Source organism: Streptomyces sp. NPDC002868 (assembly GCF_055563295.1).
In genome coordinates, this window is record NZ_JBVHDR010000001.1 from 452,630 (window position 1) to 473,524 (window position 20,895).

20 protein-coding genes and 2 pseudogenes are annotated in these 20,895 nt (G+C 69.3%); 13 read left to right on the forward strand and 9 right to left on the reverse strand.

The window, feature by feature from the left end; genetic code table 11:
- Window positions 1-47 precede the first annotated feature (47 nt).
- From ACZ3H8_RS02080 to ACZ3H8_RS02105, 6 genes are all read left to right on the forward strand, one after another.
- Entirely contained in the window at window positions 48-956 is a 909-nt protein-coding gene (locus ACZ3H8_RS02080; RefSeq protein WP_467396331.1) for a dihydrodipicolinate synthase family protein, read from the forward strand.
- A gap of 31 nt (window positions 957-987) precedes the next feature.
- Entirely contained in the window at window positions 988-1,992 is a 1,005-nt protein-coding gene (locus tag ACZ3H8_RS02085; protein WP_467396333.1) for a proline racemase family protein, read from the forward strand.
- Complete coding sequence (locus tag ACZ3H8_RS02090; RefSeq protein ID WP_467396335.1) at window positions 1,989-3,359, forward strand: aldehyde dehydrogenase family protein; 1,371 nt, start codon at window positions 1,989-1,991, stop codon at window positions 3,357-3,359. The genes ACZ3H8_RS02085 and ACZ3H8_RS02090 overlap by 4 nt, the downstream gene beginning before the upstream one ends.
- 47 nt (window positions 3,360-3,406) lie before the next feature.
- On the forward strand, window positions 3,407-4,093 hold the full coding sequence (locus ACZ3H8_RS02095; RefSeq protein ID WP_467396338.1) for a GntR family transcriptional regulator: 687 nt from the start codon (window positions 3,407-3,409) through the stop codon (window positions 4,091-4,093).
- A gap of 161 nt (window positions 4,094-4,254) precedes the next feature.
- The gene (locus ACZ3H8_RS02100) at window positions 4,255-5,520 is read left to right on the forward strand and encodes an alpha/beta fold hydrolase (RefSeq protein WP_467396340.1); all 1,266 of its coding nucleotides are present in this window, start codon (window positions 4,255-4,257) and stop codon (window positions 5,518-5,520) included.
- A 64-nt stretch (window positions 5,521-5,584) separates the two neighbouring features.
- A complete protein-coding gene (locus tag ACZ3H8_RS02105) occupies window positions 5,585-6,772 on the forward strand; it encodes a M6 family metalloprotease domain-containing protein (protein WP_467396342.1) in 1,188 nt (395 codons plus the stop codon).
- Between the two features lie 619 nt (window positions 6,773-7,391).
- On the opposite strand, the gene ACZ3H8_RS02110 is transcribed toward ACZ3H8_RS02105, so the two are convergent.
- From ACZ3H8_RS02110 to ACZ3H8_RS02130, 5 genes are read right to left on the reverse strand one after another with little or no spacing between them, the layout of a single operon-like run.
- Window positions 7,392-7,967 carry a hypothetical protein gene (locus tag ACZ3H8_RS02110; protein WP_467396344.1) on the reverse strand — a complete coding sequence of 192 codons (576 nt, stop codon included), beginning with the start codon at window positions 7,965-7,967 and terminating at the stop codon, window positions 7,392-7,394.
- The gene (locus ACZ3H8_RS02115; protein ID WP_467396346.1) at window positions 7,964-9,346 is read right to left on the reverse strand and encodes a hypothetical protein; all 1,383 of its coding nucleotides are present in this window, start codon (window positions 9,344-9,346) and stop codon (window positions 7,964-7,966) included. The genes ACZ3H8_RS02110 and ACZ3H8_RS02115 overlap by 4 nt, the downstream gene beginning before the upstream one ends.
- The gene (locus ACZ3H8_RS02120; RefSeq protein WP_467396348.1) at window positions 9,343-10,176 is read right to left on the reverse strand and encodes an ABC transporter ATP-binding protein; all 834 of its coding nucleotides are present in this window, start codon (window positions 10,174-10,176) and stop codon (window positions 9,343-9,345) included. The genes ACZ3H8_RS02115 and ACZ3H8_RS02120 overlap by 4 nt, the downstream gene beginning before the upstream one ends.
- Window positions 10,173-10,991, reverse strand: a complete 819-nt coding sequence (locus ACZ3H8_RS02125) for a zf-HC2 domain-containing protein (protein WP_467396351.1) — start codon at window positions 10,989-10,991, stop codon at window positions 10,173-10,175. The genes ACZ3H8_RS02120 and ACZ3H8_RS02125 overlap by 4 nt, the downstream gene beginning before the upstream one ends.
- Entirely contained in the window at window positions 10,988-11,548 is a 561-nt protein-coding gene (locus ACZ3H8_RS02130; RefSeq protein ID WP_467396353.1) for an RNA polymerase sigma factor, read from the reverse strand. Before ACZ3H8_RS02130 ends, ACZ3H8_RS02125 begins: the two co-directional genes overlap by 4 nt.
- A gap of 140 nt (window positions 11,549-11,688) precedes the next feature.
- On the opposite strand from ACZ3H8_RS02130, the pseudogene ACZ3H8_RS02135 reads away from it, so the two are divergent.
- Window positions 11,689-12,363, forward strand: a pseudogene (locus ACZ3H8_RS02135) (ISAzo13-like element transposase-related protein); the annotation flags it as partial.
- A 729-nt stretch (window positions 12,364-13,092) separates the two neighbouring features.
- Here ACZ3H8_RS02135 and ACZ3H8_RS02140 read toward each other — a convergent pair.
- A complete protein-coding gene (locus ACZ3H8_RS02140; protein WP_467396355.1) occupies window positions 13,093-13,443 on the reverse strand; it encodes a hypothetical protein in 351 nt (116 codons plus the stop codon).
- 164 nt (window positions 13,444-13,607) lie between these two features.
- Between ACZ3H8_RS02140 and ACZ3H8_RS02145 the strand changes: the two genes are divergently transcribed.
- The gene (locus ACZ3H8_RS02145; protein ID WP_467396357.1) at window positions 13,608-13,760 is read left to right on the forward strand and encodes an AsnC family protein; all 153 of its coding nucleotides are present in this window, start codon (window positions 13,608-13,610) and stop codon (window positions 13,758-13,760) included.
- 584 nt (window positions 13,761-14,344) lie between these two features.
- Here ACZ3H8_RS02145 and ACZ3H8_RS02150 read toward each other — a convergent pair.
- The 3 genes from ACZ3H8_RS02150 to ACZ3H8_RS02160 form a co-directional block, all read right to left on the reverse strand.
- Window positions 14,345-15,145: a GAF domain-containing protein gene (locus ACZ3H8_RS02150; protein WP_467396359.1), complete on the reverse strand. Its 801-nt coding sequence runs from the start codon at window positions 15,143-15,145 to the stop codon at window positions 14,345-14,347.
- A 5-nt stretch (window positions 15,146-15,150) separates the two neighbouring features.
- Window positions 15,151-15,882 carry an ANTAR domain-containing protein gene (locus ACZ3H8_RS02155; RefSeq protein ID WP_467396361.1) on the reverse strand — a complete coding sequence of 244 codons (732 nt, stop codon included), beginning with the start codon at window positions 15,880-15,882 and terminating at the stop codon, window positions 15,151-15,153.
- Window positions 15,883-15,946: 64 nt separating this feature from the next.
- Entirely contained in the window at window positions 15,947-16,321 is a 375-nt protein-coding gene (locus ACZ3H8_RS02160; RefSeq protein WP_467396363.1) for an STAS domain-containing protein, read from the reverse strand.
- A 1,107-nt stretch (window positions 16,322-17,428) separates the two neighbouring features.
- Between ACZ3H8_RS02160 and ACZ3H8_RS02165 the strand changes: the two genes are divergently transcribed.
- The 5 genes and pseudogenes from ACZ3H8_RS02165 to ACZ3H8_RS02185 all read left to right on the forward strand — a co-directional run bounded on the left by ACZ3H8_RS02165 (window position 17,429) and on the right by ACZ3H8_RS02185 (window position 20,874).
- On the forward strand, window positions 17,429-17,584 hold the full coding sequence (locus tag ACZ3H8_RS02165; RefSeq protein WP_381194716.1) for a DUF6131 family protein: 156 nt from the start codon (window positions 17,429-17,431) through the stop codon (window positions 17,582-17,584).
- Window positions 17,585-17,659: 75 nt separating this feature from the next.
- On the forward strand, window positions 17,660-17,830 hold the full coding sequence (locus ACZ3H8_RS02170) for a hypothetical protein (protein WP_381194364.1): 171 nt from the start codon (window positions 17,660-17,662) through the stop codon (window positions 17,828-17,830).
- Between the two features lie 39 nt (window positions 17,831-17,869).
- A pseudogene (locus ACZ3H8_RS02175) lies at window positions 17,870-18,715 on the forward strand (ribonuclease BN).
- 581 nt (window positions 18,716-19,296) lie between these two features.
- Entirely contained in the window at window positions 19,297-19,818 is a 522-nt protein-coding gene (locus tag ACZ3H8_RS02180) for an STAS domain-containing protein (RefSeq protein ID WP_467396366.1), read from the forward strand.
- Window positions 19,819-19,827: 9 nt separating this feature from the next.
- The gene (locus ACZ3H8_RS02185) at window positions 19,828-20,874 is read left to right on the forward strand and encodes a fatty acid desaturase family protein (RefSeq protein WP_467396368.1); all 1,047 of its coding nucleotides are present in this window, start codon (window positions 19,828-19,830) and stop codon (window positions 20,872-20,874) included.
- The last annotated feature ends 21 nt before the right edge of the window (window positions 20,875-20,895 follow it).

The window sequence follows — 20,895 nt, forward strand, 5'->3', positions numbered from 1 at the left end:
GCACACCTACCAGTAAAATGTCACACATTATAGAAAGGCTTACTGGCATGACCGCCACCACCTGGAACAGCACCCGCCCCTGGCGCGGGATCATGGTCGCCACCGCGCTGCCCCTGCGCGACGATCTGTCCGTCGACTACGACGCGTACGCCGAGCATGTCCACTGGCTGATCGAGAACGGCTGCGACGGTGTCGTGCCGAACGGTTCGCTCGGCGAGTACCAGACCCTCACCGACGAGGAGCGGGCCCGCGTGGTCCGTACCGCCGTCGACGCCGCGGGCGACGGCGCGCGGGTCATGCCCGGTGTCGCCGCGTACGGCAGCGCCGAGGCCCGCCGCTGGGCGGAGCAGGCGGCCGAAGCCGACTGCGGCTCGGTCCTCCTGCTGCCCCCGAACGCCTACCGAGCCGACGAGCAGGCCGTCCGCGCCCACTACGCCGAGGCCGCCAGGGCGGGGGTGCCGGTCGTCGCGTACAACAACCCCATCGACACCAAGGTGGACCTGACGCCCGGGCTGCTGGCCGAGCTGCACGGCGACGGGCACATCGTCGCCGTCAAGGAGTTCACCGGCGATGTCCGCCGGGCGTACGAGATCGCCGAACTCGCCCCGGAACTCGACCTGCTGATCGGCGCGGACGACGTCCTGCTGGAGCTTGCCCTGGCCGGCGCGGTCGGCTGGATCGCCGGCTACCCCAACGCCTTCCCCGCCACCTGCGCCGAGCTCTACAACGCCGCCGTCGCTGGTGACCTGGACACCGCCCTGCCGCTCTACAAGTCCCTGCACTCGCTGCTGCGCTGGGATTCGAAGACGGAGTTCGTCCAGTCCATCAAGCTGTCCATGGACATCGTCGGCCGCCGCGGTGGTCCCACCCGCCCGCCGCGCTTCCCTCTCACGGGGGAGATCGAGGCCGGCGTCCGGGCCGCCACCGAGAAGGCCGTCGCCGACGGTCACCACTGACCGCATCCGAGCTGCTTCGAAAGGATTCATCGTGCGTACGCGTCATGTTTTCCACGCCGTCGATTCGCACACCGAGGGCATGCCCACCCGGGTGATCACCGGCGGCGTCGGTGTGATCCCCGGCGCCACCATGGCCGAGCGCAGGCTGCACTTCATCGAGCATCTGGACCATCTCCGAACGCTTCTGATGTACGAGCCGCGCGGCCATGCCGCGATGAGCGGGGCGATCCTCCAGCCGCCGACCCGGCCCGACGCCGACTTCGGGGTCCTCTACATCGAGGTGTCCGGGCTGCTGCCGATGTGCGGGCACGGCACGATCGGCGTCGCCACCGTCCTCGTCGAAACGGGCATGGTGCCGGTGAGTGAACCGGTCACCACGGTGCGGCTCGACACCCCGGCCGGCCTTGTCACCGTCGACGTAGAGGTACTGGAGGGCGTGGCGAAGTCGGTCACGTTCACCAATGTGCCTGCCTTCTGTGTCGGCCTGGACCGCAAGGTGGACGTCCCCAGGTATGGGACGGTCACCTACGACCTCGCGTTCGGCGGCAACTTCTACGCCTTCGTCAACCTCGACGACCTGGGGCTGCCGTTCGACCGCGCCCGCAAGGACGACCTGCTGGCCGCCGGGCTCGCGGTCATGGACGCGATCAACGCGTCGCCGGACCGGCCCGTCCACCCGGAACAGCCGGAGATCGCCGGGGTCAAGCATGTCTACCTGGCGGCTCCCGGCTCGGACGCCGGCCACTCGCGGCACGCGATGGCGATTCACCCGGGCTGGTTCGACCGCTCCCCGTGCGGCACCGGCACTTCGGCACGGATGGCACAGTTGCACGCTCGCGGTGAATTGCCCCTGGGCCGCGACTTCGTCAACGAGTCCTTCATCGGGACTCGCTTCACCGGCCGGCTCCTCTCCCAGACGGAGGTCGGGGGGCTGCCCGCCGTCGTGCCGGCCATCACCGGCCGCGCCTGGATCACCGGCACCGCCCAGTACTTCCTCGACCCGGACGACCCCTTCCCCGGAGGTTTCCTCCTGTGACCAGCCTCGTCTCCCACAACCCGGCCGACCCCACCGACGTACTCGTCAACATCCCGACTCCCGGCGCGTTCGCGACGGTTGACGCCGTCGAGCGGGCACGTGCCGCCCAGCCCGGCTGGCTGATCGGTGGCGCGGCCGCCCGTTCGGCGGCGCTCACCGCGGTCGCCACCGGCATCGAGGCCGTCGTGGACGAGCTTGCCGAACTCGCCGTGCGCGAGGTGGGCAAGCCGCTCGCCGAGGCCCGGGCCGAGGTCGCGCGGACCGCAGCGATCTGGCGGTACTACGCCCAGGCCCCCTACGAACCCACCGGCGCCGTCCACGAACCGGCGGCCGGCCCCGGACTCCTCCTCACCCGCCGGCGCCCGCACGGCGTCGCGGGCCTCATCACACCCTGGAACTTCCCCTTCGCCATCCCGAGCTGGAAGGCCGCCCCGGCACTCGCCGTGGGCAACGTGGTCGTCCTCAAGCCTGCTCCGGAAGCGACGGCGTGCGCCCAGCGCCTGGCAGAGATCGTCCAACAGAGCCTGTCGGCAGGGGAGTTCACCGTGTTGCCCGGCGGTGCGACCGAGGGCAACGCACTCGTCTCCGCCGCCGACGTCGTCTCGTTCACCGGCTCGACAACTGTCGGCCAGGCAGTCGCACGTGCCGCCACGGCCCGGGGCATCCCGGTCCAGTCGGAGATGGGCGGCCTGAACGCGGCCCTCGTCCTTCCGGACGCCGACATCGAGCAGGCCGCGGCCCACATCGCCGCCGCGATCGCCGGATACGCGGGCCAGAAGTGCACCGCCACCAGCCGCGTGATCGCGGTCGGCGCGGCCCTCGACCCCCTGCGCGAGGCACTCTCCGAGGCGCTGCGGACCGTCCCGGTCGGCGACCCGGCCGACCCGTCCACGGTGTGCGGACCACTCATCAACGAACATGCCCGCGATCAGGTCAGCAGTGCCTGGGGCGGGCCCTCGGTGCTCGCGGGCGGCATCGTGCCCGACGGCCCCGGCTGGTACACGGCCCCGACCCTGGTCGAGAAGGTGTCCCCGGGCCACCGGCTGCTGCGCGAGGAGGTCTTCGGGCCCATCGCGGCCCTGCTGCCCGCCGATGACCTCGACCATGCGGTACGGATCACCAACTCGGTCCCGTACGGCCTGGTCACCTCGGTCCACACCGCGGACCTGGACACGGCCCTGAACGGCCTGGATCAGCTCGACACCGGGATGATCCGGATCAACGCCCCGTCCACCGGCGTCGACTTCCACCTGCCTTTCGGCGGCGCCAAGGCATCCAGCCACGGGCCGCGCGAACAGGGTCACGCGGCCCTGGAGTTCTACACCTCCAGCCGTACGTACACCCTGTCACCTGTGCAAACAACGTGACATTGTACGCTGGTGATCCGCTCCGGGATGAAGGGATCACCACCGTTATGGGGCACCTGAAGCAGCGCGACCTCAACGCCACCCGCGAGCGGCTGCGCGACCAGGTCGCCCATGCCCTGCGGGCCGCCCTGATCTCCGGCGAGCTGCGGCCGGGCGAGGTGTACTCGGCGCCGGTCCTTGCCGAGGACTTCGGGATCTCCGCGACGCCCGTGCGCGAGGCGATGCTCGACCTGGCCCGGGAGGGCCTGGTCGAGCCCGTCCGCAACAAGGGGTTCCGGGTCACCGAGGTCAACGAGCGCGATCTCGACCAGTACACCGAGATCCGTGCCCTGATCGAGATCCCCACGGTCGGCCGGATCACCCGGTCCGCCGCTCGTGAGGAACTGGAGGCACTGCGGCCGGTCGCCGAGGAGATCGTCCGGGCCGCGCGCGACCACGACCTCATTGGCTACCTGGAGGCCGACCGGCAGTTCCACCTCTCGCTTCTCACCCTCTCCGGCAATGAGAGGCTCGTCGAAACCGTCGGCGACCTGCGTAAGCGATCGCGCCTGTACGGACTCACCGCCCTCGACGAGCGCGGCGGGCTGATCCCCTCGGCCGAGGAACACCTGGAACTCCTCGACCTGATGCTCGCCGGTGACGCGAAGGGAGCGGAGAAGCTCATGGCCAAGCACCTGGGCCATGTCCGCTCCCTCTGGGCCAAGAGCGAGACCGCGGCGAAGACAGCCGGTTAGCGGCCCCGGTCGACGCGGGCCACGGCTGACTCAGGCGGCACAGCCCTCCATAACGTGGAGTTATGCGGACTTGGGGGCTCCCCACCGACAGTCGGCCGCACCATGCTGATCCATGCAATGTCACACTTCATACCGCAGTTCTTGGGCTGTGAAAGGGATCCATGAACCCCGCGTACGCGACCGTCGACCACGTCTTCACCGTCCCCCTGGACCACTCCGCCCCCAACGGGCCGGACATCCAGGTCTTCGCCCGTGAGGTCAACGATTCGGCCCGCGTCGGCGAGCGACTCCCCTGGCTGCTCTACCTGCAGGGCGGCCCGGGCGGCAAATCACCCCGTCCGTCGGCCGGTTCACCGAGCTGGCTGCCCCAGGCGCTCAAGACCCACCGGGTGCTCCTGCTGGACCAGCGCGGCACCGGCCGCTCCACCCCGATCACCGCCCGGTCCGCCGCCCGTTTCGCTTCCGCCGCCCAACTCGCCGCGCATCTCTGCCATTTCCGTGCAGATGCCGTGGTTGCCGACGCAGAACTGATTCGCCGTCAGCTCTGCGCTGAACAGCCCTGGGAGACACTCGGCCAGAGCTACGGCGGCTTCATCACCCTCTCGTACCTCTCCCAGGCGCCCGAGGGACTGCGGGCCTGCTACGTGACCGGTGGTCTGCCCGGTCTCACCGCCACCGCCGACGACGTATACGCCCGCACCTACCCGCGGGTGCGGGACCGCGCTCTCGACTTCTACGCCCGTTACCCCGACGACGCCCCCCGCCTCCGCAAGATCGCCGATCTCCTCGCGGCCACCGAGGTCCACCTGCCCAATGGAGACCGCCTCACCACCCGCCGCCTGCGCACCCTCGGACTCGTCCTCGGCATGGGCGACGGCTTCGAACGGATCCACTGGCTGCTCGACGAATCCCTGGATGCCGAGGGCGAGCCGAGCGACACCTTCCTCCACCAGGTGATGGCCCTCACCGGCTTCACCGACAATCCGCTGTTCGCCGTGATGCAGGAGACGCTCTACGGTCAGGGCGCGGGCTCGAGCGGCTGGGCCGCCTCGCGGGCGCTCGCGGACCTGCCCGAATTCGCCGAGGATGCGGATCCCCTCCTCCTCACCGGAGAAATGATCTACCCGTGGATGTTCCGCGACATCACGGGTCTGCGCCCTTTCGCGGGCGCCGCCGACCTGCTGGCCGAACGCGCCGACTGGCCGCCGCTGTACGACCCCCACCGCCTCGCCGCCAACCAGGTCCCCCTCGCCGCGGTCGTCTACCACGACGACATGTATGTGGACGCCGCACTCTCCCTGCGTACCGCGTGCGAGGTCGGTGCCACCCGCGTCTGGATCACCAATGAATGGGAGCACGATGGCGTCACCGCCTCCGGCGGCCGTGTGCTGGCCCGCCTGATGGATCTGGCCGCAGACCGCGTGTAACCCCATCCTCTTTTGTCCTTCCTTTCCGCTTCCGTCTGCCACCACTGCCCCCTAAGGGAGAGACATGTCCGCTCTGCCGACCCGCCTGCGGCCTCTCGCCGCCGCATTCGCCCTCGTCTCCTGTCTTGCCGCCCCGACCACGGCGACCGCTGCCGCAAAGCCCAATTCGCCAGCTCCGGCGGCAGATTGTGCTCTTCCGGGCAAGACCGGCTGGACCGACGAAGGCCACAACACCGATGGGATCCAGTTCCAGCGTTCCAGCGGCACCCGCCGCGTCCTGACCCTTTTCGTGGACTTCCCCGACGCGCAGGCCACGGACTCCACGGACGGGTACGCTGCCCAACTCGCCCCGGCCGCCGACTGGATGAGCAGAGCCAGCTACGGCCGCTCCCGGCTCGCCATCAGCTCGTTGCACCGCTGGATCCGGATGCCCGCGGACTCCACCTCGTACGGGTTCGCGCGCGGCCTCACCTTCGAGATCCACGAGAAGTACGTACGCGACGCGATCACCGCCGCCGACCCCTACGTGGACCTCTCCCAGTACGACATGGTCTATGTCGTCCCCACGAAGGCAGCGGGCGCGATCTCCTTCTCCCCGACCTACCTCTACGACCCGACCACGCCCGGTGTCACCGCCGACGGCACCCGGGTCAAGTGGGCGGTCACCTTCGGGCAGGACATGTGGCGCTGGGGATACAAGGTCGCCGCCCACGAGACCGGTCACACCTTCGGCCTCCCGGACCTGTATTCCTTCACCGGCTCCACCCATCAGTACGCCGGCGGCTGGGACGTCATGGGCAACATCGCAGGGCCCGCCCCGCAGTACCTCGGCTGGCACTCGTGGAAGCTCGGCTGGACCCGCGACAACCAGGTCGCGTGTCTGCCCAGGCCCGGACGCCGCACGGTACGGCTGACCCCGGTGGAGCGCCCCGGCGGGACCAAGATCGCCGTACTGCGCACCGGCGAGACGACGGCGTACGTCGTGGAGTCCCGCCGCGCCGAGGGCAATGACCAGGCCGCCTGTTCCACCGGCGTGCTCATCTACAAGGTCGATTCCGCCACCCAGACCGGCGAGGGACCGGTCAGGATCATGAACGCCAACCCGACCGCCACCCCGCCCACTGGTTGCACCCAGCTGGACCTGGCCGCTTACGCGCCTGGCCAGACCTTCACCGATCCGGACACCGGAGCCCGGATCGATGTCCTCGCGGGCGGCAGGGCAGGGGACGTGGTGCGGCTCAGCAAGGCGTGACCGTCAGCCGCGCATACGGACGCTTGGTGACACAGGCGTCGCCCCCGTAGTTGGCGGGGGCGCAGCCGGTCGGCGCGCCCCCGCCAACCGTTAGAGCCATGGCCGTTTCTGGGGGGCCTCGGCTCGGCGAGGACGAGGGCCACGACACATCGGCCAGTTCCCTACGCAGGCGCTTGACGGCCTCCGTGTCGGTTTCCGGCGCCGCGGCTGGCTGTGGCGCGGGGGCGCTTGTCCGCAGTGCAGGTGCGGTCAGAGCCAGCTGGGGCAGGACCATCAGCGGTGGCGCATGTGCTCCAGCTGGTCATGCAGGCGGTGCGGGTGCGGATGGTGTTCATAGTGGATCGACTCCCCGTGGTGTTGGTGGATTTCAGCGACTGTTGACCAGTCCGATCACGACTGCGATGCAGCAGATCAGTACGAAGGTCGCGACAACGTCGCTGATGCTTACTCGGGTTCGCATGGCTGCTCCCGGTGCGGGTGGTGCTGCACAAACCTTTCGGCGGACGGCCCGTGGGACAACGGACCAAGGACAACGACGCCGGTGGTGCGGCCGCTGTCCCGTGGTCGGGCCGGTCCAGGACTCTGCCGGCCGGTCGCCCGATCCGGTGGCCGGGACCGGCTACCGTCTCGGTCCCGCGACGGCGTAGGCCGCGGTGCCGACGAACGTGATGACCAGAGCCGTCCAGGTGCCCGCCGCCGTGCCGGGCGGCAGCAGCATCCAACTCGCCACCTGCGTCGGCACACCCACCGGAGACGGAGCGAAGATCGCGTACGAGAGCCAGATGATCGGCAGCATCCACGCGTACTGCGCCCCCCATACCGTCGCTCCGACGGCGACGAGCCCCATCAGCCCCGCACTGTTGCGGATGACGAACGCGGTGGTGGCCAGGTCCTCGCCCATCGTCTGCACTGCCAGGAGCACCGCGCCGATGACCGCACCGCCGAGCAGCACATGAGCCGCCCTGCGGGGTACCCAGCGGATCGCTGCCGTCCGGTCCAGGGCGACGTCCTGCCCGCCGAATCCGACTGACACCGCCATCGCGCCCGCGGCGAGGACGAGCGCGGGCAGCCGCGGATCACCGGGCCCTTCGCTGACCTCCCGGGTGAGGGCCCACACCGCCACCGCACTGGCGACCACCACGGCGAACGACGCGGGCACCTGCCGTGAGCGCGCGTACAGCGTCAGCCATCTCACGGGGACTCACCGCCGGACAGTACGAAGAGCGTGTCGCTCGTGCAGGAGAGCGCCGCGGCGTGCGTGGCACGGATCCGCGACCGCTGTTCGGCCCGCGGCAGCGCCTTGAGTTCCTTCCACACCGGTTCGGCCAGCACCATCAGGTCGCTCTCAGGGTGCTGGGTGCCGCGGAGTGGTGTGAGGTCCCCGAGGACCCAGCCCGCGACGATGCTCTGCGCGGCGGTCTCGCTGGGCATGCCGCTGCTGCTGACGGTGGTGCGGGGGGAGCAGTGCGGCGCCATGCCCTGGGCGAGCAGAGCCCGGGTCAGGTCCTTTCCCTTCACGGTGGAGATCGCCCCGTCGTCGAAGTCGATGAGCACGGACGTGCGGGACCGCTCGAGCGTGGCGCTCGATGCCCGTGGGGCGGTGACTTCCCGGATCGAGACCGGAGCCTGGCTGCCCAGGGTCTTCCTCAGCAGGCGCAGCGCTTCCTTGCCGGGACCCGCGAGGTCGGCGAGTCGTGCCTGGTGCATCCTCGTCACACACACCGGGCCGTCGCACACCTGCGCGGCGGCGGCCTCGTCGACGACGTACGTCCGGCGCGGATCGGAGGGGAGGACGAGCAGGGCGATCGCCGCGCCCGCCAGGACGGGGGCCAGGGCGAGGAGTCGGGCGCGCGGGGTCGCCGCCAGCAGCAGGGCGAAGCCTGTCGCGGCCATGCCGAGCAGCCAGACCGTCTGCCCGATGTGCACGGAGGCTGAGAGCGTGAGGAGCACTTCGCGCACCGGTGCCACCGCCGGTGACAGCAGCGGGAACCGGATCGGCACCGCGCCCGTCGGCACCGCCGAGTCCGACGACAGCCGCAGGAGGGTGGTGAAGGCCAAGGCGACCACGGCCAGCGCGGGCGGGGTGAGGGGGGACGGCAGGGCTCGCCCGACTCCCATGCCCAGCACGGCTCCCGCGACGAGGGAGAGTGCCCCGACGAGCGAGATCGGCAGCCATCCGAGGTGTGCGTACGCACTGCCGGTGAGCACCTGGACGGAGCCGAAGAGGACGGGGAGCACGAAGGCCGAGACCAGTGTGATCGCGGTCGCGCACGCCAGCGTGGCCGCGCGGTGCCGGGCTGGCCGGGGTGTGCTCGTCAGCAGCTCGGACATCGCCGAGCGGTGGTCGCGCAGCCCCTGGAGTGCCCCGAACCCCAGGGCCAGCGGCCACAGAAAGGCCAGCAGCATGCGGGTCCACAGGGCCATGGGGGTCCACTGGGCCGTCCACAGCGCGGTGCCGTCCCACCACGGTCCGGGAATCAGGTAGAGGAACGCCAGCGCGGTCGCCAGGGCCACGATGCCGGCCCACGGCGCGACGGAACGCTTCAGTTCGGTGCGCAGGACACGGGTGTTCACCAGGTGCCCCTTTCCTGCCCGGGGACCCGCAGAAGCGCCGAGTAGCCGCGCTCCAGCGGGCTGTCGCCCACGTGCTCGGGACCGCCCGCCGCGGCCAGCTCGTCCGGGGTGCCCTGGAAGACCAGCCGCCCCTCGGCGAGCAGCACCACGTCGGTGCAGGCCGCGGCCACGTCCTCCACCAGGTGGGTGGAGACCACCACGCACGTGTCCCCACCCAGCTCCTGCAGCAGCTCACGGAAGCGCAGCCGCTGCGCCGGATCAAGGCCGACCGTCGGTTCGTCCAGCAGCAGGATCGACGGGTCGTTGACGATGGCCTGGGCGATACCGACCCGCCGCACCATGCCGCCCGACAGGGACTTCATCTTCTCGTCGGCGCGGTCCGCCAGGCCGGCCCGCTCCACGGCGCGCTGCACCGCCGCAGGGATGTCCGTCTTGGGCACCTCTTTCAGCCACGCCATGTACTCGACGAACTCGCGCACCGTGAAGCGCTTGTAGTAGCCGAACTCCTGCGGCAGGTAGCCGATCCGGCGGCGCAGCGCACGGTACTCGCCCACGCCGCCGACGGACTCGCCGAGCAGTTCCAGCGTGCCCCCGGTGGGGCGCAGCACGGTGGCCAGCGCCCGGATGAGGGTGGTCTTGCCCGCTCCGTTGGGGCCGAGCAGACCGTGTACGCCGGTGCCCAGCGACAGATCGAGCCCGTCGACGGCCATCCGTTTCCTGCCGACCCTGACCTTCAGGCCGGTGGCGCGGATCTCCCAGGCGTAGGCCGTCGGTGCGATGTCAGCCGCGTTCACCGTGGGCATGGGGTGTTGGTCCTTTCCGATGGTCATCGATGGGTTCCCAGCACGGAGTACGCGCCCCTGCGGGCGATCACGACACCGATGCCGAGCGCGAGGATCAGCCCCCACACCGGCAGCACGCCCGTGTCCAGGGCGAAGGTCGTACGGCTGGTGGCCAGGCTCGGCGGCACGACCAGGGCGGTCCACACGGCCACCAGCCCAACGGCGGCGCGGGTCACGCCGACGACACCGCCGAGCGCCAGGGTCGCGGAGGTGAAGGCGAGGCAGGGCAGCAGCCACTGGGCCGCCATCACCCCCGTTGCCCATCCGCCCACCAGCAGTGCGGGAAGCACCACGGCGAGCACGGAAGCGGTGCGCCGCAGCACCAGGTACAGCCCGGCTCTCGGCGCGGAGGCCGTCAGCTCGTACGCCGGGTCCAGGCTGCGCGACCAGGACGCCGCGACTCCCAGCACGGGTAGGACAGGCGCGAGCAGCAGCACCAGCGACACCTCGCCGGAGCCGGTGCCGACCAGGTCGAGCAGCAGCGCGAGCAGTGTCACGCTCACGACCATGCCCAGCCACGGCACCATCGTCGGCGTCAGCCACCTCGACAGCCGCGCCGACCACTGCCGTCGGCGCGGCGCCGTGGCCGTGGCGGCCAGCTGGGGTTCGAGGCCGGACCACACGGTGTCGACCAGTGCCGCCACGGCGGGCGCCTCGGCCGTGACGGCGGCCGACAGCCGGTCACGGCACGTCCCGCATGTCTCCAGATGGGCCTCCAGGGCCCACACCTCGTCGGCGGCGAGGTCCGTGTCGCCGCGCGCGTAACCGTCGATGATCCGCATCGACACGTGTTCCACGCTCATGACAGCGCCTCCCGCATCGCGCTCCTGGCCCGGCGGGCACGGGTCTTGACCGTGCCCTCGGGCAGCCCCAGCAGGACCGCGGTCTCCCGGACGGACAGCCCGTCGAGAACCATGGCCTGCAATACCTGGCTGAGTTCCGGTGCCAGGCGCCGCAGCGCGTCGCCGACGTCCCCGCCGACGGTCGCCGCGAGCACCTCCTCCTCGGCGGCGGGCGCCGCGTCGGGGAGAGCGGCTGCCGGCGGCGGCTCGGCATGATGAGCCCTGCGCCGGAACGCGTCGACGAGGCGGCGCGCCGCGATCGTCCACAGCCAACCGACGGCCGTCCCACTGACCGAGGACCCCGCGAACGCGCCCGCCGCGCGCCACACCGCCAGATACGTCTCCTGCATGACCTCGGCGACGATCTGCTCGTCGGCGCAGCGTCGGCGCAGCCGCACCGCCATCCACGGCGACGTACGCCGGTACAGCTCCTCGAACGCCGCGCGGTCCCCCTTGGCCACCCTCCGGACGAGATGCTCCTCGTCCAGCTCGCCCGGTGCCTTCCTGACTGATCTCACACCCTCTAGACGCCGGACACGGACGACAGGATTTCATCTCCACGTGATCCCCGTCACACCAGGCCGCCGGATCACCTCCGAGGCCGTCGCCGACCTCTGTGCCCACGGCGGCCGTGCGGTGCCGTCCCGGCATCCGGCTCATCCTGGAACGCCTGGAACACCACACCTCAGCCAGCCCAGCGGGGTGCTGGAGGCGGGGCGCCGCCGGCGTCCGGGAGGCCACGGTTTCGCTGGGTGCGGATGAACTGGAGTCCGGCGAGGCCCCGTTGGGGGGGGGTGCGCCGGGCGGGCGGGGGCCGCAAGCGGACGGTCGATCTGGACCCGGGACTGCGTCCGGCGCTGCTGGCTCTGGTCGAGCCGGATGTGCGGGGTGATCCGATGTCGCCGTTGCGGTGGACGACGACGTCCACCCGTCACCTGGCCGCCGAACTCACCCGCCAGGGCCACCGGATATCCGCCGACACTGTCGCTGACGTGGTGCGCGAGGAGGGCTTCAGCCTGCAGGGCAACGCCAAGACCGTCGAGGGCGGCCAGCACCCCGGACCGGGACGGCCAGTTCCGCTACATCAACGAGCAGGCCAAGGACCATATCGACGCCGGAGACCCGGTGATCAGTGTCGATACGAAGAAGAAGGAAATCATGGGGCCGTACAGGAACGGCGGCCGCGAATGGCGGCCCGCAGGTGACCCCGTGCAGGTTGGCTGGGTCAGCGTCGGCACCGACCATGACCGCAGCCTTCGCCGTCGAATCCATCCGCCGCTGGTGGAAGGGCCGCGGCAAGGGGGACTACCCGCAGGCCGAAGGCGTGCTGCTTGCCGGGCTGTGCAACTTCTGTGGTATGACGATCCCTTACGGGCTGGAGGTCTGCGGCCTGATGGGGGATTCGTCTGTGATCCATGCGCGTGACCCGGAGCTGGACGTGGAGCGATTCCTGGTCGCTTGCTCCAATGACCACCTCAGTGAGCTCGAGGGCCAGTACAAACAGCGGCGATTCGTGAGTGAAGAGCTGTGAGCGGGGAAGATCGGCCGCGCGTTCCACGATCAACCCTTCGGGCTGAGCCGGAAACAGTTGGCGGAGGAGACGGGGTTGACTTCTTGGCGAGTGGGTGACGGTTGGGTTGCAGGCCGGGGACAGCCGTTCCCTGTGGCTCGATTGTGCCGTTGGACCGGACATGACCGCCTTCGGTAACGCCCTGATCCCGGCTCCCGACGCCCGGCTTGTCGGCGCGTACCGGCTGGCCGCTCAGGGGCCTGAAGTGGACCGCTGCATGTGGTGTGCGCAGCTGCGGGAGGCCGAAGCCCGGGCGCGTCGGGCATCGCCGGAAGGAAGACGGTCCCCATCGACGTGGATCGTGCCCCCGGGGGCTGCCGCCCCGTTCTTCACCCTCCGACGACTGCCTCGAGCTCGGGAGCGACCCGCCGCGACGCACAGATGCGTCTGGACACGGAATTCCCTCCCTGTATGCGGATGTTGTCCCCGGGGTGGTGTGCATGGTGAGGAAGCGGTGCTCCCACTGCGAAGACGGTTGGACCGCCTGGTGATTCAGGTCGTGCGTCTGACCGCTGAGAAATAGGCGTTGGAGGAAGGCAGGAGCAATACGATCGCGATGGCGGCAGTGAACAGGTCGGGTACGTATTGGTATACGGCCGTCCAGTCGAGTGGCAGTCCACTCATGCTGATGTCGTTCAGCACGAACAGCAGGAAGAGACCGCCTACGGCAATCATGGCCAGCCGGGCCCAGTTGTTTCCCCGGCGCATCAAGAAGGCGCACAGCAGCCACACTGCAGCGAGAACGACGAGGACACCCGCGAACAGGGCGAGCTGCAGGAGCGCGCCCGAAAAACCCAGGTGACCGCGCAACTCCCGGAAACCCGCGGGGGGTATGACGAACACCGCCAGTACCCAGCACCCGCTTCAAGAAAGACCGTTACACAGGCCGCTCTGAAGGCGACCTGCACCGCGTGGGGAGGCTGGACGCCCCTGCAGTGGTTCGGTTCATGCTTTCTTCTCTCCTTTAGGCATCGAAGGCCGGCGCCTGAGGTGCGGCAACGCCCGGAGTGGACCTCGTCGTGTTGTATTCGGCTGCGCTGCAGATCGCGCCCCGCGCCCCGTTCGATGTTCTGGCCCGCCTGCTGGGCAGTTCGGCCCGCACGGTGGCGCGACGATACGAACGGCTGGCAACTGACGGCACGGCCAGGGTGATCTGCTAGGCGGACTGGTCGCTGTTCGCGGAGGGGATGCCGGTCAACAACGAACTCCGCTGTGCGGCCGGCGCGCATCCGCTGGCCCGAACCGGTGAAGGGGTGTGGCTCCCCAGCTCTGTCGTTTCTCCCCAGATTCTCCCCAGGGAGCCCATTGAGAGATGCCGCTGAGCGCGATCTCGGCGTGCTTCAGCCAGCCATCAAGCGTCGGCCACCGGAGAACGGAGAGTAATCGTACAGCGGTGTCGCGCTCAGGCAGTGAGCCAAGGGATCGTGGAGCGGGTGTACTGGTCGGGGCGAGACGATCTGCTTCGACCGCATTCCGATGACCCACCACGTGGAGTGCGTGGCGATCCTTGAGCCGGTGAAGAAGGACGCCTGACCTGCGGTTCTGTGCATGCGCATTATGTGCGGTGTGGGTGTTACGGGCGATATCTTGACGCTCATTCTGAGGGGGTGTCACCTCGCTGTTGATGCTGCTCAGGCGGTTGAAGGGCGGAGCTGTCCGGTCCGGCTTTGCGGAAACATGGCTTTTCGCTGCCAGTCGGTCCAGAGCCGACAGGCAGCGGTGGGCGGATTCGGCGCCGAGACCTCTACGGCAGCGGATGTTCGGGGTGCCGGCTGACGGCACCCGGTGTCGTCGGGTCACCGCTCGGGTGGCGAGTGGCCGGGTGGGGGATCAGGGTGGTGTCGAAGTCGCCGTCGGCGATCTCGCGGGCGAGCTGTGCGAGCTGACGTTGGTGGGCGCGGGCGTAGGAGCGGAAGGCGGTGAACGCGTCGTCGAGTGAGATGTGCCAGCGTTCCGCGAGGATGCCCTTGACCTGTTCCAGGACGATGCGGCTGGTGAGGGCGTACTGGAGTTGGGCACGCTCGATGTGGCTGTGGTCCAGGGTGCGCTGCTGCAGGATGGCGATGGTCGCGATGTCTGCCAGGGCTTGGGCGAGGGTGATGTCCTGATCACTGAGGGGTTCGGGGTCGGTCTGGAACAGGGCGAGTGCGCCGATGACGCGGCCGCGCAGCCGTAGCGGGAGTGCGTTGGTGGCCACGAATCCCGTCTCGTGGGCGCGGGTGGCGAACTGCGGCCAGCTCTCCGTGGTCTTCGGATCGGTGAGGTTGATGTTGGTGCGGGCCTGGCCACTCTTGTAGCAGTCCACGCAGGGGCCTTGGTCGTGCTGCAGGGCGAAGAGTTCCAGCAGCCGGGTGTGTTCGTCGGAGGCGGCGATGGTCTGCAGGGTGTCGTGCTGGTCGGCCAGCAGGATGCCGACCGCCGCCACGTCCAGCAGTTCCATGCAGCGCACCGAGAGCTGCTGGAGGAAGTCGATGAGGTCGAAGTCGTCGGTCAGGGAGTCGGCGACTTCCACGAAGACCTCGGTGAGCCGTTGTTCGCGGGGCATGTCGATCAGTCCTTGTCTACGACGGTCGGGGGCTTGCCGTTGCCGTTGTGGTCCAGGCGGAGCCGTCGGTCCACCACGTCCTGGGAGATGTCGGTGATGGAGCGCCCACTGCTGTAGGCATGCGCGCGCAGCCGCAGCAGGGCTTGGGGCAGGGGCAGGGAGAGTTGGACGCTGACCATGCCCGTCGCCTGGTGGATCACGGCGTGCTGCAGGGTGGGCGGGGAGCCGGCCGGGGTCGGCCCGGCCACGCGTGGCTCGCCGCTGCCCAGGCACCGGGCGGTGAGGGCGTCGGCCAGGATCAGCGCGTCGTCGGCCTGCTGTGCGGTCAGCGGGCCCGGGGTGCGGCGTACGGCGGTCAGGACACCTGTGCGGATCGCGCCGATCCCCATCGGGAAGCAGAAGACCGCCCGGGTCGGCAGGGCGGGGGCCTCCATGGCCAGCGCGGGCCAGCGCGCTAGGCGAACGCCGACCAGGTCGGGCACCCACACCATCGCGCCGGTACGGGCCGCGTCGGGCCCGGGGCCCTCCCCGAGGGTGAGCTGAAGGTCCTCGAAGCGGCGCGTCGCGGCGTCCGAGCACCACAGGAGCTCGGTGAGGTCGCCCTCGGTGACCATGGAGACCGCGAGGCCGTCCACGCCCAGCGCGGCGGCGCCGGCCGCGGTGACATCGGCGACCTGGCCGGAGCCGTCGTCGGACTGCAGCAGGCGCAGAACCCTGACCATGCGGTCACTGATCACCTACCACCACCTTGCCCCGTGCCGCCGGCGCCGAGCGGGCTCTTGGTCATGCTTCCCGGCCCGGTCACGAGGCCAGCGATGTGGGACGCCCGGCGGCCAGGTCGTCCGCGACGGCGGCACGCGACGCGGATACCAAGGGCCGGTCGTAGAGGAGGAAGCCGGTGGCGGTCAGATCCAGGAGGCGGGTCAGCATCGGACTCGGGTGGCGCAGACACAGCGACCCCCCGGCCGTGGTGGTGAGCCGAGATGCGACCAGGAAGGCATTGAGGCCGCTGACATCGCAGAAGGTGAGGAGGGTCAGGTCGATGTCGACCGTACGGATTCCGTCCCCCAGGCAGTGTTCGACCACCACGCGCACGGAGTGTGCCGTCTCCAGGTCGAGTTCACCCGCCAGGGTGATGGTCGCGTGGCTTCCCCGGTCGCGCCGGTGGATGTTCAAGCTTGACAGAACAGGCATAGTGCCTCAGGTCTTATGACCACCTGGTGCAGCGCTGGGCGGGCCTGGGATTTCGGCTACGCCTGGCACGCATTCCGCGTGGTCGGACGCCTTTACAGGGCAGGCAAGAGCGACGGATGGCAACCCTGTTGCAGGGCCGTGAACCCGACCGGCTTCGCCTCGAAGGTGGGCCTGTGGTGATCCAGACGAACTGTCACTCCCCGCAGGCACCAGCACGACAACAGCATTGGGCCACGCCGGGGTCTGGGACGTCCATCGCAGCATAGCCCTCGCGCCCACCCCCCGGCAGCCGTTCCTCGGCCACCGCCTTCCACCGACCCCGCGGCACGTTCCTCCGGCGTCCGGCTTCACGGGCCGTCCCGACGGTTCCAATGGCTCAGGCGCTGTCGCCTGTACCGGCGGTCCCAGCGGTCCTGACGGTCCCTGTAAGCCCGGTAGTCCTGGTAACCCTGGTACTCGGAATGGCCGCCGCGGGACCCACCCCTGGCGCCACCTCGGCCGGAGTGCACGAGACCGAAGATGAGAACGGCTGCGGCCACCCACCAGACGGGGCTGAGGAAGCCGAGGCCGAACAGGGCCACTATGAGGATGAGAAGTAAGACGGACACGGCCAACCTTCCCGGAGCACAACAGAACATCGCTGCCGGGGACTGGGGCTTCACTCAACACCGTAGTCCTGCCTGAAGGTTACGGATAGCGCCCCTACCTCGGGCTGCAGGAACGGCCTGAATCGCAAAATTGACGCCTCTTCACGGAGTGCGGCAACGCCTGACGTGCACGGTGCATCAGCATCCCCGAGCCCCGGCTGCGTCGAGAGGTTGACCGCGCTCCATCGGAAGCGCGCCTTGCGCATCTGTGCCGAACGTGCCTCGTCACAAGCGTGGACGTCCCGCGGTCGCCTTCGCTACGCGATCCTGGGTCGGTCCACCCGCAGCTCTCGACGGTGCGGTCGGGCAGCAGTGCCGAGCGCTCCAGCAGCTCGTGCGAAGACCTACCCGCGGGTACGCGCAAGGGGGGGCCAGCCGCCAGGCTACCGTCACAGGTTGCGCCTACTCTGAGATTGAGGTGCCTGCGAGATCGGAGGTCATCATGATCATTCTCGGGGTCATCTTGCTCGTCATCGGTTTCGTGGCCAGCATCGCCATCTTGTGGACCCTCGGGATCATCCTGGTCGTCATCGGGCTCATCCTGTGGGTCCTGGGGGCGGTCGGTCACGCGGTCGGCGGACGCCGGCACTACTGGTAGACGGCTTGGGCCCGCCCTGGTGCGACCCCGTCGACCAGTCCCTACCGCCGCCACGACTCCAGGAGGCGTAGCGCCATGATCTTCTTCCTGGTTCTGCTCGGCAGCGCCATCGCGCTGGTCGTCATCGGCGCTGTCGTGGACGGCCTCCTGTATCTACTGTCCACAGGGGTGCTGCTTGCCGTGGTCGCCGTGCTGTACCTGCTCGTGCGCTCGATATCGCGCTCGCGCCGTCGCCCGGCCCACTGACCCGTGCGGTAGATGTCGGACCGCCGATCCACGAGCACCATGTCAATGAAGCCTTCCACTGCCGGGAACCGTTCGTCTCCGCTGCGTCGGGTACGCCGAACGGTCAGCCGCTCACCAGTCGGGCGCGTGTGGCGGCGGAGCAGCGAACTCGGACTGGGGCAGCGCGCCCTGGGTCGCCGCGCTCGGATTCCTCACGCTGGTTCCGCTGCTGATCATTGTCTCCTCGGGCGATCCCAAGCAGGGGCAGGGGTTCGCGCAGTGGCTGGGGGAGGGGCTCGGCGTGTCGACGGCCTCCAGAGAACAGGTCGAGCAGTTGTTCATCGGGCCCGGCCAGGCCCTGCGGACCACGACGGCCTTCGGTATTGCCGCCCTCGCCGTGTTCGGCCTGACCTTCGGTGCGGCGGTGCAGAGCGGCTACGAGAAGGTCTGGGACCTGCCGCCGGCGGCCCGGTGGTGGGCCAGGTGGCGGCATGTGGTGTGGCTCGCCGTCCTCACCGGATACCTCTTCTTCTCCGCCACCACGACTCTGCGGCGCGAGCCGCTGGCGGGTGGGGCGGTCGCGTCGCTGAGCGCCGTCCTGTTCCTCTGGTGGTCCCAGCGCCTGCTGCTCGGCGGGCGGATTCGCTGCGCCCTGTTTCCCGGCGCCGTCCTCACCGTTATCGGACTGCTCGGTCTGCGGGTCTTCTCCAGGCTCGTCTTCTCGCCGTTGATCGCATCCAGCACCGTCACCTACGGCCCTGTCGGAACTGTCCTGTCATCCAGTCCTGGCTGGTCGGTGTGGGTGTCGTCGTCTTCGGCGGCGCGCTGGCCGGTCGGCTCCTGTACGAGGATTTTTCACGCATGGCGCACGCACTGAAACGCCGCAGAGGAAATGCAGCCCCGTAGCTGCCTACCCCCGGCGGCTGCACCTGCCGCACTCCTCTTCCGGCTCGGTGACCCTGAGCGGTGGGCAAGCACAAGGCCCACGCCGCCACCGGTACCTCCAACCCGTCGCCGGATGGTCCTCAGGCGTGACGGCCCCGGGGATCTGCCGTGACATGACATCTGCGGCAGCGCACGGCTGACAGCGGTGCGGGCTTCCTCGCCCGCGAGAGGTGCCAGGCGCTGGATTTCCAAGGAGGCCAGTGTTGGAGCGCCGGGTCGTGCTCGGAGACATCGTCGCCGCGGATGCCGTGCGCTCAACCGCCGTCAGTACGTCCCGCACCCTGTCCGGGACTTGGCCGGGGGGCGTAGGGTGGGACCAGCGCCCCGGACCCTTGGCGTGTTGAGCACAGCGGTGATGCAGGGCCGTGCAGAAGCGCGCTTCCTTGGGAGCGGAGTTCTTGCGTGGCGGGAGCAGCGTGTGTGATCACGTGGTGGCTCATTTCCTGCGTTTTGTCCGGAGGAAGGTCCGCACTTGCGGCGTGCGGGACCGCCTGACCCCGGGTGTGTTGCTGCGGTGTCGGGCCGTTTCTGACTGAGGCGCTATGAATATTGCGCACATCCTCTTGGTGGACTTGGACATCGAAATCGATGTCAGGGGGCTGACGTTCTGCGACGTCAGCGGTCTGAATACTCTGCTGTCCGCCCGCACATCGGGCCGGTATCAGGGAGGTTCTGTGCGTCTGCACGGTGCGTTGCCCGCTGTCGTCCGGTTCTTGGCCGTGACCGGTACCCGCTTCCTCATCGATGGCCCGTCACCGCTCCGGTACTGCGCCTCTTCCCGGCAAGTGCCTCGTGATCGCGGGCCCCACGCCAGGCATCGGCCCTCTGACGCCGACGGCGAACCTCGCCGACGACCCCAACGCCCGGTATATGCCCCGCGCCCTCTTTCCGACCCACACACATGGACTGACCACGATGTCGGAACAACAGCTCGTCCACGTCACGTCCCCTCAAGGCCACCCTCATCAGCTTCGGTACGAGACGGTCCGGACGGATCGCGGTTCTGGCAAACGGTCTGGCGTTGCAGGCAGCCTGAGTGGGATGAGCCCGGCATCCGGGACTGAGGAACGGTCATGAGTACCCAGGCGCCGCTCCGCTCATCCGCTGCTGAAAGTCACCCAACGGGCGGCAGTGACTTCGCCCGGTTGTCGAAACAGATCAAGCAGGCCGGTCTGATGCGTCGCCGCCCCGCCTACTACGCCGTGCGCATGGTGCTCGTCGTTGCCCTGTACCTGGCCGGCTGGGGTGCCTTCCTGCTGGTGGGCAACAGTTGGTGGACGCTCGCCGTTGGTGTTGTTCTGGCGGGGGTGTTCGGACAGGTGGCTCTGGTCGCGCACGACGTGGGGCACCGGCAGGTGTTCAGGCGCAAGAAAGCGAGCGCCCGCGCAGGTCGCCTAGCGGGAAACCTCGGGATCGGGATGGGATACGCATGGTGGCAGGACAAACACTCCCGCCACCACGCCAACCCCAACCACGAGGACCTCGACCCGGACGTCGCACCCGACATCTTTGTCTGGAGCCAGGCCCAGGCCCGCCAAGCCTCAAAGCTGCCCCGCATGGTCGGAAGGGTCCAGTCCGTCCTCTTCCTGCCGCTCCTCACCCTGGAGGGATTCAACCTCCACGTAGCCGGCGTCCGTGCCCTCGCGGACCGTTCCCTCAAACAGCGCCACCTGGAAGGCATCCTGCTGTTCGGACACTTCACGCTCTACTGCGCCCTGCTGTTCGCCGTCCTGCCGCCGGGCAAGGCCGTGGCCTTTCTCGCTGTGCACCAGTGCCTGTTCGGGGTGTACCTGGGCTCCATCTTCGCGCCCAACCACAAGGGGATGCCCACCCTGACCGGCCCGCACCGCCCCGACTTCCTGCGCCGCCAAGTCCTCACCTCACGCAATGTCCGCGGCGGACGGATCACCGACGTCATCCTGGGCGGCCTGAACTACCAGATCGAACACCACCTGTTTCCCAGCATGCCGTCACCGAATCTGCGACACGCCCAGGCCATCGTCCGCCGGTACTGCGAGCAACTGGACGTGCCGTACCTCCAGACGGGACTGATCGACTCCTACAGGCAAGCAATCAAGAGCCTGCACCACGCCAGCGCCCCCTTGCGACAAACAGGCTGACCGACTGCTCAAGCCGGTCCG